Origin of the sequence: Hyunsoonleella pacifica, assembly GCF_004310335.1 — a bacterium.
In the GTDB taxonomy this organism is placed as follows: Bacteria; Bacteroidota; Bacteroidia; order Flavobacteriales; family Flavobacteriaceae; genus Jejuia; species Jejuia pacifica.
On sequence record NZ_SIRS01000005.1, the window covers coordinates 501,648 to 516,185 of the forward strand.

At 32.0% G+C, this 14,538-nt stretch carries 10 protein-coding genes; 5 read left to right on the forward strand and 5 right to left on the reverse strand.

Annotated elements, in window-relative coordinates:
* The first annotated feature begins 2 nt into the window (after positions 1–2).
* Genes lpxB through EYD46_RS14180 form a run of 3 tightly spaced genes read left to right on the forward strand, consistent with a single transcriptional unit; the run spans position 3 to position 3,729 of the window.
* Entirely contained in the window at positions 3–1,115 is a 1,113-nt protein-coding gene (lpxB, locus tag EYD46_RS14170; RefSeq protein WP_130937828.1) for a lipid-A-disaccharide synthase, read from the forward strand.
* 7 nt (positions 1,116–1,122) lie between these two features.
* Complete coding sequence (locus tag EYD46_RS14175) at positions 1,123–1,668, forward strand: C40 family peptidase (protein ID WP_130937829.1); 546 nt, start codon at positions 1,123–1,125, stop codon at positions 1,666–1,668.
* Positions 1,669–1,689: 21 nt separating this feature from the next.
* The gene (locus tag EYD46_RS14180; protein WP_130937830.1) at positions 1,690–3,729 is read left to right on the forward strand and encodes a ComEC/Rec2 family competence protein; all 2,040 of its coding nucleotides are present in this window, start codon (positions 1,690–1,692) and stop codon (positions 3,727–3,729) included.
* Between the two features lie 3 nt (positions 3,730–3,732).
* Here the strand turns inward: EYD46_RS14180 and EYD46_RS14185 are convergent, their stop codons facing one another.
* The 3 genes from EYD46_RS14185 to EYD46_RS14195 form a co-directional block, all read right to left on the reverse strand.
* Positions 3,733–4,281 carry a thioredoxin family protein gene (locus EYD46_RS14185; protein WP_130937831.1) on the reverse strand — a complete coding sequence of 183 codons (549 nt, stop codon included), beginning with the start codon at positions 4,279–4,281 and terminating at the stop codon, positions 3,733–3,735.
* A 158-nt stretch (positions 4,282–4,439) separates the two neighbouring features.
* A complete protein-coding gene (locus tag EYD46_RS14190) occupies positions 4,440–6,008 on the reverse strand; it encodes a peptide MFS transporter (RefSeq protein ID WP_130937832.1) in 1,569 nt (522 codons plus the stop codon).
* Positions 6,009–6,050: 42 nt separating this feature from the next.
* Positions 6,051–8,282, reverse strand: a complete 2,232-nt coding sequence (locus EYD46_RS14195) for a S9 family peptidase (RefSeq protein WP_130937833.1) — start codon at positions 8,280–8,282, stop codon at positions 6,051–6,053.
* Between the two features lie 236 nt (positions 8,283–8,518).
* Between EYD46_RS14195 and EYD46_RS14200 the strand changes: the two genes are divergently transcribed.
* Together EYD46_RS14200 and EYD46_RS14205 are read left to right on the forward strand one after the other, a co-directional pair.
* On the forward strand, positions 8,519–9,835 hold the full coding sequence (locus EYD46_RS14200) for a hydroxymethylglutaryl-CoA reductase, degradative (RefSeq protein ID WP_130937834.1): 1,317 nt from the start codon (positions 8,519–8,521) through the stop codon (positions 9,833–9,835).
* Between the two features lie 17 nt (positions 9,836–9,852).
* Positions 9,853–10,788 (forward strand): GYDIA family GHMP kinase, encoded by a 936-nt coding sequence (locus EYD46_RS14205; protein WP_130937835.1) that lies wholly within the window; start codon positions 9,853–9,855, stop codon positions 10,786–10,788.
* A 66-nt stretch (positions 10,789–10,854) separates the two neighbouring features.
* Here the strand turns inward: EYD46_RS14205 and EYD46_RS14210 are convergent, their stop codons facing one another.
* Together EYD46_RS14210 and EYD46_RS14215 are read right to left on the reverse strand one after the other, a co-directional pair.
* The gene (locus EYD46_RS14210; protein ID WP_130937836.1) at positions 10,855–12,984 is read right to left on the reverse strand and encodes a peptidylprolyl isomerase; all 2,130 of its coding nucleotides are present in this window, start codon (positions 12,982–12,984) and stop codon (positions 10,855–10,857) included.
* Positions 12,985–13,174: 190 nt separating this feature from the next.
* Positions 13,175–14,464, reverse strand: coding sequence for a hemolysin family protein (locus tag EYD46_RS14215; protein WP_130937837.1), 1,290 nt, complete (start codon positions 14,462–14,464; stop codon positions 13,175–13,177).
* Between the last annotated feature and the right edge of the window lie 74 nt (positions 14,465–14,538).

Consider the following 14,538-nt stretch of genomic DNA (forward strand, 5'->3'; position numbering starts at 1 on the left):
AAATGAAATATTATATTCTTGCAGGAGAAGCTTCAGGAGACCTTCATGGCTCTAACCTTATTAAAGCATTAAAAAGTGTTGATGACAATGCTGAGATTAGATGTTGGGGAGGCGACTTAATGCAAGATGCAGGAGGGGAATTGGTAAAACATTATAAAGAACGAGCTTTTATGGGGTTTACAGAAGTACTGATGAACCTCAGGAAAATCTTCAAACTTATTTCTTTTTGCAAAGAAGATATTACAGCTTTCAACCCTGATGTAGTTGTTTTTATTGATAATTCTGGTTTTAATCTTCGTATTGCTAAGTGGGCAAAAGCTTCGGGGTTTCGTACTAACTATTATATCTCGCCACAAGTTTGGGCATCTAGGGCAAGTAGGGTAAAAGCTATAAAGCGAGATATTGACAACATGTTTGTTATTTTACCTTTTGTAAAACCATTCTATAAAACTCATAATTATAATGTTGAATTTGTTGGTCACCCCTTAATAGATGCCATTGCAAATAGAACACAAGTAAACCCAAAAGCATTTAGGATAGCACATAAACTTGATGACAAACCCATCATTGCTTTATTGCCTGGCAGCCGTAAACAGGAAATAACAAAAATGCTATCTGTAATGCTGAGTTTAATTGATGAATTCCCAGAATATCAATTTGTAATTGGAGGTGCTCCAAGTCAAGATTTTGAGTTTTATAAACCATTTATAAAAAACAAAAATGTCGGTTTTATTCCGAATAAAACTTACGATTTGCTAAGTGTTTCCTATGCTGCTCTAGTTACTTCGGGTACAGCCACTTTAGAAACAGCATTATTTAAAGTACCGCAAGTGGTTTGCTACAAAGGAAGTTCTATATCGTACCATATTGCAAAACGTATCATTACCTTAAAATTTATTTCTTTAGTGAATTTGGTCATGGATAAAGAAGTAGTAACAGAACTCATTCAAAACGATTTTAACAAGAAACGTTTAAAGAAGGAACTGGAGCATATTTTAGATGATCAACAGCGCACAGTAATGTTCAATAATTACTACGAACTAGAGAAAAAGCTTGGAGGTAAAGGTGCTAGCAAAAAAACGGCAACATTAATTTACAACGCCCTAAAAGCTTAATTTGTTAATGAAAAAATATATCTTTTTATTAATACTGGTTGTTGGTTTTTCTAATTGCAAATCTTCTAAACGGACAAATGTAGTTACCAAAAAATCTAAACTAGAAAAACCAGATAGTTCTAAATCAACAGACCTTTCTAAAAACCGTACCAATACAGCTAAACCCACTAAAGCAGACCAAGTTATTAGCTACTCAAAGCAGTTTTTAGGTACACGTTATAAATGGGGAGGCACTACAAAGCGAGGCATGGATTGTTCTGGGTTAGTATTTGAATCTTTTAATGCACATAAGGTTTACCTTCCAAGGATTTCCAGAGACATGGCTAAAAAAGGGAAATCTATAAAACTTAAGGAAACCCTTAAAGGAGATTTATTGTTCTTTAAAACAGGCAAGAATAGACGAAACACCATTAATCATGTTGGCCTTGTGGTAGAAATTAAAAATAATGACATATATTTTATTCATGCTACTTCTTCAAAAGGGGTAATTATTTCTTCCTTAAATGAATCTTATTGGAAAAACAGTTTTGTAGAAGTTAGGCGAATTTTATAAGTCTTTATTATCTTGTAGCTTATGAAGCTGCTTAACTTTACCGTAATAAAACTTACCGTTTTTCTTATTATTGGTATCTTATTGGGATATTACATATCTGTAGAACTATCAACTTCAATAGTTTTTACTGTATTAGTTTTAGGGCTTTTAACAGCATCTTATTTTATTCAAAATAAAAAATTAACTAAAACTGTTTGGTTTGGCATAATGGTGTTTATAGCTATGATTTGTGTAGGAATATTAACCGTAAACCTTCATAATCAAAAGAACTTCACTAATCATTATTCAAACTATATATCTGAAGATTTAGACACATTACATACCATAAATTTCAGAATTAAAGAGGTATTAAAACCCAGTAAATTTTACGATAAATACATTATAGAGGTTTTAAAGGTCGATGCTGATGTAGCAGTGGGTAAATCTCTATTGAATATTAAAAAGGATTCTCTTCATAAAAGCTTAACTGTAGACGAAAACTATATTATTAGAACAGCATTTAAAAACCTAATTCCTCCACTGAATCCAGGACAATTTAATTATAAGAGCTATTTAAATAAAAAATATATTTACCATCAGTTATCTGTTGAGCCCCACACACTTTTAGAACTTAAAGACAAAACCACTACAATTTTTGGCATAGCTAACACCGTAAGAGCTCATATTAATTCTAAACTGATACTTTACGATTTTAATAAAGACGAATTAGCCATTATTAATGCCTTATTACTTGGTCAAAGACAAGATATTAGTGAAGAGATATACACAAGTTACGCCAATGCTGGCGCAATACACATACTTGCCATATCGGGTTTACATATTGGTATTATTTTAATAATACTCAATTTTATATTTAAGCCTATTGAGCAAATAAAAAATGGAAAACTCCTTAAAGCAGGCATTCTTATTTTCATTTTATGGAGTTTTGCTATAATTGCAGGTCTTTCAGCCTCTGTTACTAGAGCCGTAACCATGTTTAGTATTGTTACCCTTGGACTGAGCTTAAATAGACCAACAAATATTTACAATACACTTGCTATTTCTATATTAGTACTATTGCTGTTTAAGCCAATGTTTTTGTTTGATGTTGGTTTTCAGTTAAGTTATTTAGCAGTATTTGCTATTGTAAGCATTGACCCTATTTTTTATAAGCTATGGCAACCAAAAAACTGGTTATTAGATAAATATTGGCATACCATAACCATAACTTTTGCTGCTCAATTTGGTATTATACCTATCAGTTTGTTTTATTTTCATCAATTTCCGGGGTTATTTTTTATGTCTAACTTAATAATTATTCCCGTTTTAGGAATCATTTTAGGCTTTGGTATTTTAATAATTCTATTAGCTGTTTTAAATGCATTACCAAACTTTATCGCTTCAATATATGGTACAATAATTAGTTACATGAACTATGTTGTGACTTGGATAGCACGCCAAGAGCAATTTCTATTTAAAGATATTCCATTCAGTTTTATCCATGTAATAACCTTTTACTTGTTAATTATTTTCCTATTTAGATTATACTTTAGAAAAAATCTAAAAAACTTAAAATTATTTTTGCTAGCAGTGATCGTTCTCCAATGTGTTTTTATTTTTTCAGAATACCAAAAACCCAATCATAAGTTTATTGTGTTTCATAAAAGCAGGTATAGTTTGATTGGAAATGTAACTAACAATACTATTAAAGTTTCTCATGACTTTGACAGTCTTACTAAACGAACCAATACCATTATCAGAGATTTTAAGGTTGAAAATTATATAGGACATTCCGTTTATGATAGTTTGCCTTCATTTATTGTACTAGGATCAAAAAAGGTTTTAATTATTGATAGTTTAGCAGTCTACAAAACCTCAAAACTTCAACCTGATTATGTGCTCTTAAGGCAATCACCAAAACTAAATCTAGAAAGAGTAATAAATACTTTAAAACCAAAAATGATTATTGCGGATGGTAGTAATTATAAATCTTACGTAGAGCGTTGGGAATCTATTTGCAAAAACAAAAAACTCCCTTTTCATCAAACTGATAAAAAGGGAGCCTATGTTATTAACTATTAATTCTTAACCTTCAAATTCTGCTTTAAAAGCTTTGTAATACTCATTAAAATCTTCTTGAGTTTTAATGTCTTTATGATCATCGTTTTTAAATAGTTTCAAATACAACTCTAATTGTTTAGGTTGTTGATATCCCTTTATTGGAGCAATTACATTAGCTTCTTCATCAAAAAACACAATTGTTGGATACGCATTTACTTGCAGGTATCTCGCTAATTCGTGAGCGCTATTTCTTGTTTTAGCTCTAGCCTCGTTATAGTTGGGGTTAGTAAATGATTTATCCTTGTACTTTACTACTTCATTTCCTTCTCCATTAAACTTCACTGCGTAGTAGTTTTTGTTTACGTATTCTACAACATCAGCATTATGAAATGTATTTTTATCTAACATTTTACAAGGTCCACACCATACGGTGTATACATCCATCATAATTTTTTTAGGGGTCTCTTTCTGCAGTTTAATTGCTTCTTCTAGCGATACCCAATTTATCTCTTGCGCTATTCCTGATAAGGAACCTAAAAACGCAATTGCTACTATTAAAACTAAATTTTTCATATTCGATTTGTTGCAAATGATATGCCGAACTTACAAAAAAAGCACCTAAACAGGTGCTTTTTGATTGTTTTTTAACGGTTTTTTCGATGAAACTAAAAAACAATATGAATGTAATCGATCAAATTAACATTCACGAATAATCTCGTAAAAAGATAAAACTATCTTATACCTTTCATTAATTTTTTTAGTACTGGTACCAAACACAAAAGTCCTAAAGCACATCCTAAAACTACATATACACCCCAATTTAAATAAACATCAATATAAGGTTGAATTTGTGCTTCCATTGAAGAACTCTCGCCTATATTACCAACACTAATAAGTTTACCAATTTCTGTTGCCATTTTATTTCCTACGGAATAAGATAGAAACCAGGCCCCCATGGAAAAACCAACAATATCTCCTGGAGAGAGTTTAGTAACCATAGACAACCCTACTGGTGATAAACATAACTCTCCCAGAGTGTGAAATAAGTACATGAAAACAATAGCCCAAATTATAATTTTTTGACCTGAAGCAATTGCTGAGGTAGCTCCCATAACAATTACCAAAAATCCAATGGCAAGTAATACCAGTGAGTATACAAATTTCAGTGGTGTACTAGGTTCTTTTTTGAGTTTGTTTAACTTCATCCATAACCATGAAAAAACTGGAGCAAACACAATGATAAAAAATGCATTGAGTGCCTGAAATTGAGAAGCTGGTATTTCAGAGTTGCCAATAGAACGATCAACAAACCTATCTGTGATTAAAGTAAGGGATCCTCCTGCTTGTTCGAATAAAGCCCAAAACATAGCATGAAATAAGAAGAGTATTAAAACTACTAATAAGCGTGATCCATTTTCATATTTGGTACTCAAATAGATTAAATAAGCCAATACCGCTATAGTAATTCCTGTTAAACCAAATTTAAAAACCACATCATAGCTAAACAGCAAAGCCCACAATGGCACTGCTATAAAACTTAAAAGTATAATCAATTTATTTAAGCTAAAACCTGCAAATACACTTTCGTCGTCATATTTCTTTTGAGGAACAAGCCCTTCTTTTCCAAAATGCTTTAAATTCTTCCAAAACACAAATAATCCTAATAACATCCCTATTCCTGCTAGTCCAAACCCCCAATGCCAACCAACCTCTTCTCCTAGATAACCACATGTTAATGCTGAAAGAAAAGCACCTACATTTATACCCATATAAAAAATATTATATGCAGAATCTTTTCTAGAATCATCTTGGTCATAGAATTTACCTAAAAAACTTGATATATTTGGTTTAAAATAGCCAGTACCTACTACAATGAATGATAAAGCGACAAAAAAGAATAATTCATTGGTTTCAGCAACAATACCTTGAGCCGCTAATACTATATGCCCAATACTTATAAGAATACCTCCAAGCAAAATAGCTTTTCTAAATCCTAAATACTTATCAGCCATTATCCCTCCAATTATTGGTCCAAGATATATTGACGCAGTATATGATCCATAAATAGCCAGAGATTTTACATCTGCTTCACCACTGGAAATTTGCTGAAACACAACCTTTACCATATAAAGCGTTAACAATGCTCGCATTCCATAGTAGGAAAAACGCTCCCACATTTCAGCAAAAAAGCAGACAAATAGTGCCCTAGGATGAATTTTCCAATTTGCTTTAATTACAAGAGGTATCCAGATTAAACAAAAAAGCCATCCTACAATAATTAATCCTAATACAAAATCCATAAATATCTATTTTAGAGTTCTAAGAAAAATAAAATTTGAAAATCATCCCTTAATTTTTGATTTTACCTCTTCAACTTTTTCAGGTTCATCAATTTTATCCCCAAGGGTTTCATTAATAAAATTTGTCATTTTTTTATACAAATGCAATCGTGTATTTCCGCCGTAAATACCATGATTTTTATCTGGGTACATCGCCCAATCAAATTGTTTATTTGCTTGTACTAATGCTTCTACTAATCGCATAGTGTTTTGAGCATGTACATTATCATCTGCAGTACCATGCACCAATAAAAATTTGCCTTTAAGTTTATTAACATGATTAATTGGAGAATTGTCATCATATCCACTCGGGTTATTTTGAGGAGTCCCCAAATAACGCTCAGTATAAATTGTATCATAAAAACGCCAACTGGTTACTGGTGCTACTGCAATAGCCATTTTAAATACATCATTTCCCTTAAATAAGCAATTGCTACTCATAAACCCACCGTAACTCCAACCCCAAATACCTATTCTGGATGCATCAATATATGATAATTCGCCTAATTGTTGTGCTGCCTGAATTTGGTCTTCAACTTCATATTTACCCAAATCGTTTTGTGTTACTTTTTTAAAGGCTGCACCTTTAAAACCAGTACCTCTTCCGTCTACACAAACCACAACGTATCCTTGCTGCGCTAGCATTTGAAACCAATAATCATTTGTACTGTTCCAACTATTGGAAACCGATTGTGAACCCGGACCCGAATATTGTGTCATGAAAAGAGGGTATGCTTTTGAAGCATCAAAATTTGCTGGTTTAAGCATCCACATGTTTAAATCGTTACCGTTTACATGTATGGTACTAAATTCTTTTTTTGATGTTTTAAAATCTGATAGTTTTTGAGCTAGCTTATCATTGTCCTTTATACTCTTGATAAGATTACCTGATGAAGCACTATTTAAAGTATACTCTGGTGGGGTTGTAGCACTTGAAAATGTATTTATAAAATATGAGAAATCTGCACTAAAAGCAGCACTATTTGTCCCATTTGTTTTAGTTAATCGTTTTTTATTACGTCCATTTAATTTAACGCTATATACATCTCGATTAATAGACCCGTTTTCGGTGGATTGATAAAAAATACTTTTGTTACTCTCATCATATCCATAATAATTAGTAATCTCCCAATTTCCTTTGGTAACTTGGTTAATTAAACTGCCATCTTTATCATAATGGTATATATGATTATATCCATCCTTCTCACTAGTCCAAATAAAGCTATTATTACCTAAAAATGTTAGGTTGTCAGTAATATCAATATAAGCCTTATCCTTTTCAGCAAGTATTATTTTTGATGTGTTTTCTTTAGTATTAATAAACCACAAGTCTAATTCATTCTGTTGACGATTCATAAATTGAGCACTTAGTACATCAGCATCATTAGTCCATTCAATTCTAGGAATGTAAAAATCAGTATATGTTTTATCAACTTTTATGTTAGACAATGTTTCTTTACTAACATCATAGAGATGTAGGGATACATCAGAATTCTTCTCACCTGCTTTTGGATATTTAAATACTTGCTGGGTTTGATACAACCCTTTTCCGTAAATATCCATAGAAAATTCAGGTACATCAGTTTCATCAAAACGTATAAATGCAATTTTATTACTGTTTTTATTCCAACTAAAAGCACGTACTATTGAAAATTCCTCTTCATAAACCCAATCTGCAATGCCATTAATAATCTTATTTTTTTCTCCATCGAAAGTAATTTGTTTCGTCTCTTCTGAAATTAAATCTAGGATATACAGATTGTTATTAAAACCATAAGCCAGTTTTGTGCCATCAGGAGAAAACGTTGGCTCTTGTATTTTTTCATCTGATACTTTAGCAATACTTTTAGTACTTACGTTATATACATAATAATATGCTAGAGATGATCTTCTATAAATTTTCTCACTTTCTGTTGCCAGTAGTACCTTTTGTTCGTCTTCACTAAAGGTATAATCTGTAAAATAATTAAGCTCTGGAATATCAGATGAAGACACTAAGGTTTGCACTTTTTTTAGCGTTTTGTAGTCATAAATATCTACCGAAGTGGTTCTTGCAGCTCTGTCGAAGTTAAAAACCGAATATTGCTGTCCGTTTTTCATAGAATGTAAAACATCTATGCTTTCCGTTCTAAATCCACCACTCCAAATATCTTCTAAAGTAATTTCTTTGGTTTGTGCTATTAATGAGAGTGAGAGAAACAGAGAAACACCAAGGGAGAATTTTAAATATTTCATACGCATTTTGCTATCTTTTTGATAGTTCTTTAACTTCCATTTCAGTCTGTTTATTCAAATTAAAATTACAAATTATAGACATTTAGTCTAAAAAACCATCTATTTTATAAAGCGATATCAAGTTTACTAAAAATTATGTAATTTACCATAATTATTAACAGTAAATCGTGCTGTTTGCATACTTGCTCAATTTTCGCATCAAGAGTAGTATCTTTGCACTTTAAATGCATGCCACTATGAGCGAAACGATTTCTGGTTTTTCTAAACTCTCAAAATCTGAAAAAATTGATTGGATAGTTAATACTTATTTATCCAAAAATGATAAGGCAAAACAAATTTTAACACAATATTGGAATGCTGACAAAAAACTGCAACAGCTTCATGATGAGTTTATTGAAAACACCATTACCAACTACTACTTGCCCTTAGGAGTAGCTCCAAATTTTTTAATCAACGGGAAAGCATATACCATTCCCATGGCTATTGAGGAAAGTTCTGTTGTGGCAGCAGCAAGTAAAGCCGCCAAATTTTGGTTAGATAGAGGAGGGTTTAAAACTAAAGTAATTTCTACAAAAAAAATAGGCCAAGTTCATTTTAAATTTGGTGGGAAGTTTGAACATTTAGTTTCGTACTTTACTCAGGTAAAACCGAAATTAATAGAAGATTCAAAACACATTACTGCGAATATGGAAAAACGTGGTGGAGGTATTTTGGATATAGAATTACGAAACAAAACACAGGATATAGAAGGGTATTACCAATTGCATGTTTCTTTTGAAACTTTAAATGCCATGGGTGCAAACTTTATCAATTCATGTTTAGAGCAGTTTGCCAAAACGTTTAAAAATGAAGCGTTGTATTTTGATGGATTTTCTGAGGACGAAAAGTACATTGATATTGTGATGAGCATTTTATCTAATTATGTTCCTGATTGTTTGGTTAGAGCAGAGGTTAGTTGCCCTGTAGAACAGTTATCTGAAAATAATGGTGTTTCTGGAGCATCTTTTGCCAATAAATTTGTTGAGGCTGTTAAGATTGCAGAAGTGGAGCCGTACCGTGCCGTAACCCATAATAAAGGTATAATGAATGGTATTGATGCTGTTATTTTAGCTACAGGTAACGATTTTAGAGCTGTTGAAGCTGGTGTACATGCTTTTGCATCTCGAAACGGTTCATATAGTAGTTTATCCCATGCTGAAGTTAAGGACGGTATATTTACATTTTGGATGGAAATACCATTAGCTTTAGGTACTGTTGGCGGATTAACTGGTTTACATCCATTAGTAAAATTAGCTTTAGAATTATTAGATAAACCTTCTGCAAAAGAATTGATGCAAATTGTGGCTGTTGCAGGCTTAGCACAAAACTTTGCGGCATTACGTTCGCTCACTACAACTGGTATTCAACAAGGCCACATGAAAATGCATCTTATGAATATCTTAAACCAATTTGAGGCTACTGACACTGAGAAACAAAAAATAGTGGCGCTTTTTAAAACAAAAACGGTAACTCATAATGCTGTAGTACAAACCTTGGAAAACCTACGTAATTAATAGCTTAATTTATTGTATTGAAAACATTTAAAAGCAACGGCAAATTATTACTAACAGGAGAATATGTAGTGCTTGATGGTGCTATTTCCCTTGCTATTCCTACTAAATATGGCCAATCACTTAATGTTAAGCCTATTGATTCTAAACATATTCACTGGAAGAGCTTTGATGAAAAAAACAAGGTGTGGTTTGAAGATAAATTTCATTTAATTGATTTAAAATCAAACAAAACTGAAACTAATACGCCAAATTTAAGGCTATTACAAATTTTAAATGCAGCTCAACAACTAAGCCCAAATTTTCTTGATACTAATACAGGTTTTTCAATTGAAACCTATTTAGATTTTCCAAAAAATTGGGGACTTGGCACTTCATCAACACTCATAAATAACATTGCTGAATGGGCAAATATAAACCCGTATGAACTCTTAAAACTAACATTTGGGGGTAGTGGGTACGACATTGCTTGCGCACAACACAATACTGCGATTACATATCAACTATTAAATGATGATACTCTAAAACAACATCAGGACACTAATAGAATGGTTTTACCGGTTAATTTCAACCCTCCTTTTAAAGATCATCTTTATTTTGTATATCTCAACAAGAAACAAAATAGCCGTGATGGTATTACGCATTACAAAGCTTTAGATCAAAATTTAAAATTGACTATTTCAGAAATAAATACCATTACCGAGGCGTTAATTTCTTGTGATAGTATCATGGAATTCCAAAAACTAATAATTAACCACGAAGAGATTATTTCTAAAACTATCAATCAATCTACTATCGCATCTAAATATTTTAATGATTTTGATGGGGCAATAAAAAGTCTTGGTGCTTGGGGAGGCGATTTTATTTTAGCCTGTTGTGAAACCAATCCAACAAGATACTTCACAGATAGAGGTTATAATACAGTAGTACCATATAAAGAGATGATTCTAAAATAAAAAAGCCTCATTAAAAATTAATGAGGCTTTTTAGTTATAGTTGTTTAAGTTAGTTTGAGTTGTATTTTATTGAATTTGAAGTTCAACTCGGTTATCTTCAATATCTGCAGCATCTTTAAGTGCATTGTATAATTTAGAGTTTACAACACTTGATTTTTGAGTTTCTACTCTATTTGCAAACGACTGATAATTATCTAATTCTACTGCTGGTGTCTTTTTGGTTACTTGTACCATATACACACCTCTTTCTCCAGCAACTAATGCTGAAGTTTCTCCTTCTTCTAGAGCAAATGCAGTACCTACTACTAGGGGCTCTCTACCAGCTCCAGAAATTGTAGGGTTCTTCATATTTACTGCTAATGCTGTTCTAACTGAAGTACTTTCTGCAGTTGCTACATCCTCTAATGCTGTAGCTGTTACGCGTTGTTTTATTATTTCAGCCTTACGTTCTTTTCTTATTTTAGGTAGTACAGTCGCTGAGGCATCTTCTACAATCATTAAACCTTCTTCATGCTTTGCTACTAATTGTGCTATAACATACCCACCGGAAACGGTAAAACGCTTTATATCTCCTTCTTTAACCTCTTCCTCAAACGCCCAACGTACAATTGGTCTTTGATTTCCTATTCCTGGAATATTTTCGTCTAACGCTTTCATACCGTTTACAGGACGCACTGTATAATTTTTAGATTTAGCTATTTCCTCAAAATCGCCTTCTTTCGCTTTTATTTCAAAGTTTGATGCATCTCTAAAAATTGCGTTTACTGTTGCTTCTGAAGGCTCAACCTTTCTAGCTATTGTACCTACTTTAACAGCTTTCTTTTTGTCTTTTAACCCTTCTATTTCTACAATATGAAATCCGAAAATTGTTTTTACAACATCAATATCTCCAACTCTTCCATTAAATTCAAAATCGTTAAATTCAGGAACCATAGTACCGTAAGCGTGCCAATCGTAGCGACCTTCATTAGCTACACTTCCTTGGTCTGAAGAAAACTCCTTGACAAACTCTGGAAATTTAGATTTGTTTCTTTTAAGAATAGCTAATAAACTATCTGCAGTTGCCTTTGCTTCTTGTTCTGTTTGTTTAGCTGGCGCGCCAGAACTTTGAGATCCAATGAAAGGAATTAAAATATGTCTAACTTTTGCAGAATCTGGAATATTCTTAGTTTCAATAAGCTTAGTTATCTTGAAAAACTCTCCATCTCTATATGGTCCGTAAATCTCTCCCTTACTTAGACCATATATACTATCGGAAACTTTAGCTGGTAAACTTGATTTGAATACAAAACGGTCATCAAATTTCACATCAGATGCCGCTATTAAATTAATATATTCTTCATTATTTTCTATAGTTGAAAATGCATCAATTGGATCAGTTCTCCCATCCTTATCTTTAATTCTTCCCGTTATAAAAGTTTTTAGATCTTTTTGAATGGCATCTTCATCTGCTACAGTTGCTACTTCTTTAAATTCAACAAATTTAATATCTCTTGAAGCTTCAACTTCATATTGGCTTTTATGGTCTTTAATATAAGCTTCTATATCAGATTTAGTTACTTTGATTGTACTATCAGCAACTTTGGTGTAAGGTATTTGTACAAATTTCATATCTACCTTATTACCTTCTAATTGATGTTCTAGCTTACCTTCAGCAAGCGTACCAACTAATCCTGCTTTTACTAGGTTGAAGTAATTTTGTTGTAGTGCATTAGAAGCTACACTTTTTTCATAATCTATCCAACTTTGATATTGTGCTTCTGATGTGTTTTTTAGATTAGCAATATATTCATTAAGCTTACCTTCATCAAACAATCCTGCTTCATTCGAAAACTGAGGATTTCCAGTTAATGCCGTTTTTAATAAATCGCGCATTTGGTCTTTCTCTATTGAAATACCTAATTTCTCATATTGTGATGACAATACAGCTTCTCTTACTTCTTGATTCCAAACACGATTAATAACCTGAGTATTAGTAGCATTTGGACCCATTTGGCGTTGTGTATTTTCTACCTTTTTTAGGAAATCTTCTCGATTAATATCCTTCCCATTAATAGTTGCCACTGTATTTTGTGATCTCGCTGAAAGGGCATCGCTATTTCTAAATAAATCTGCTAATACAAAAGAGAATAATGCTAATGCAATAATTAGTATAAGAAATAATGAGCGTTGTCTAATTTTATTTAAAACTGCCATGTGCTTTATAAATTTTAATCTTTAAGCTATTTAATAAAAAAATTGATAAAAATTTAAATATCAAAGTGTCAGAATAGCTTTTATATTGAGATTTGATAAAAATATCGTGCGCGAAAATACCATTTTCTATCTAATAATAAAAGGAGAAACAGGCAATAATTACTACTACAACCTAATATGCGGTAAACATTTAATCTTCACTTATAAGTTTTACCTCTACTAAATCTATTTTAGTATTGGAAACCTCTAATATTGTGAATTTAAAAGTATCAATTTCTATAATCTCGCCTTTTTGAGGAATTTCTTCGGTATGATTTACTATCAACCCTCCTAGGGTTTCGTAATTTTCATCTTCTGGAAGATTAATTTTATACGTTTCATTTATATAATCTACTTCCATTCTTGCTGAAAAACGGTATGTCTCCTCATCAATTTTCTGTTCTTCAAGTACTACAGTATCATGCTCGTCTTCAATTTCCCCAAATAATTCTTCAACAATATCTTCTACTGTCATAATACCAGAAGTACCGCCATACTCATCTAAAACAACGGCTATACTTTTTCGCTTTTTTGTTAAAATGTTTAGCACATCACTGACTAAAACAGTACCCGGAACAAACTCTACAGGCAATAACATAGATTTTATAGTTTTTGGCTTTTTAAAAAGCTCGAAAGAGTGCACATAACCTAAAATATCATCTATAGAATCTTTGTACACTAATATTTTAGAGCATCCTGTTTCAGAAAATAAGCCGTTTAAGGATTTTACTGTATCATTAATATCAACAGCTATTATTTCTGTTCTAGGCACCATTACCTCCCTTGCTTTTACTTCTGAAAATTCTAATGCATTTTGAAAGATTTGAATTTCAGAATCTACCTCATCATGTGCTTCAACAGACTCCATTTGCTCACTGATATAATTTCCTAGTTCAACCTTTGAAAATGCCATTTGAATATTGTCACCCTCTGTTTTGAAAAAATATTTAAGAACCAAATCTGATATCCAAATTACAAAATTTGAAATCCAAGTAAACAGCACATAAAAAATATACGCCGGTATTGCCAAAACCTTTATAAGTGTGTTGGCATAAATTTGAAAAAACACTTTTGGCAAAAACTCTGCAGTCATTAATATCACAAATGTTGAAATAATGGTTTGCGACAACAAGCTTAAATCGGTTAGTAAATAATTAGCAAATGCTGAACTGGTTGGCAACATTGACTGAAACCATTTAACCAAAACATCTCCCATAAAAAACCCATAAATTACTAAAGCTATATTGTTTCCAATAAGCATAGTAGTAATAAACTTTGATGGTTTTGCTGTTAATCGTCTTAAAACTGTAGCAAGAACACCTTCTTGCTTTTTCTCAATTTCTATATGAATTTTATTTGAGGACACATAAGCAATTTCCATTCCTGAAAAGAATGCTGAAAGCAATAAAGACAATACAATAACAACAATGGAAAGTGTCATTTATTTGTCTCTATTTTCAAATTTCTTCATAAACTTTCTTCGAAAGAAGAACATAAAAATTGCTGTAACCCCTA

What these genes read in the sequence shown, in the direction of transcription:
- lpxB (WP_130937828.1), top strand. Translation starts at nt 3, where the DNA reads ATGAAATATTATATTCTTGCAGGAGAAGCTTCAGGAGACCTTCATGGC.
- EYD46_RS14175 (WP_130937829.1), top strand. Translation starts at nt 1,123, where the DNA reads ATGAAAAAATATATCTTTTTATTAATACTGGTTGTTGGTTTTTCTAAT.
- EYD46_RS14180 (WP_130937830.1), top strand. Translation starts at nt 1,690, where the DNA reads ATGAAGCTGCTTAACTTTACCGTAATAAAACTTACCGTTTTTCTTATT.
- EYD46_RS14185 (WP_130937831.1), bottom strand. Translation starts at nt 4,281, where the DNA reads ATGAAAAATTTAGTTTTAATAGTAGCAATTGCGTTTTTAGGTTCCTTA.
- EYD46_RS14190 (WP_130937832.1), bottom strand. Translation starts at nt 6,008, where the DNA reads ATGGATTTTGTATTAGGATTAATTATTGTAGGATGGCTTTTTTGTTTA.
- EYD46_RS14195 (WP_130937833.1), bottom strand. Translation starts at nt 8,282, where the DNA reads ATGAAATATTTAAAATTCTCCCTTGGTGTTTCTCTGTTTCTCTCACTC.
- EYD46_RS14200 (WP_130937834.1), top strand. Translation starts at nt 8,519, where the DNA reads ATGAGCGAAACGATTTCTGGTTTTTCTAAACTCTCAAAATCTGAAAAA.
- EYD46_RS14210 (WP_130937836.1), bottom strand. Translation starts at nt 12,984, where the DNA reads ATGGCAGTTTTAAATAAAATTAGACAACGCTCATTATTTCTTATACTA.
- EYD46_RS14215 (WP_130937837.1), bottom strand. Translation starts at nt 14,464, where the DNA reads ATGACACTTTCCATTGTTGTTATTGTATTGTCTTTATTGCTTTCAGCA.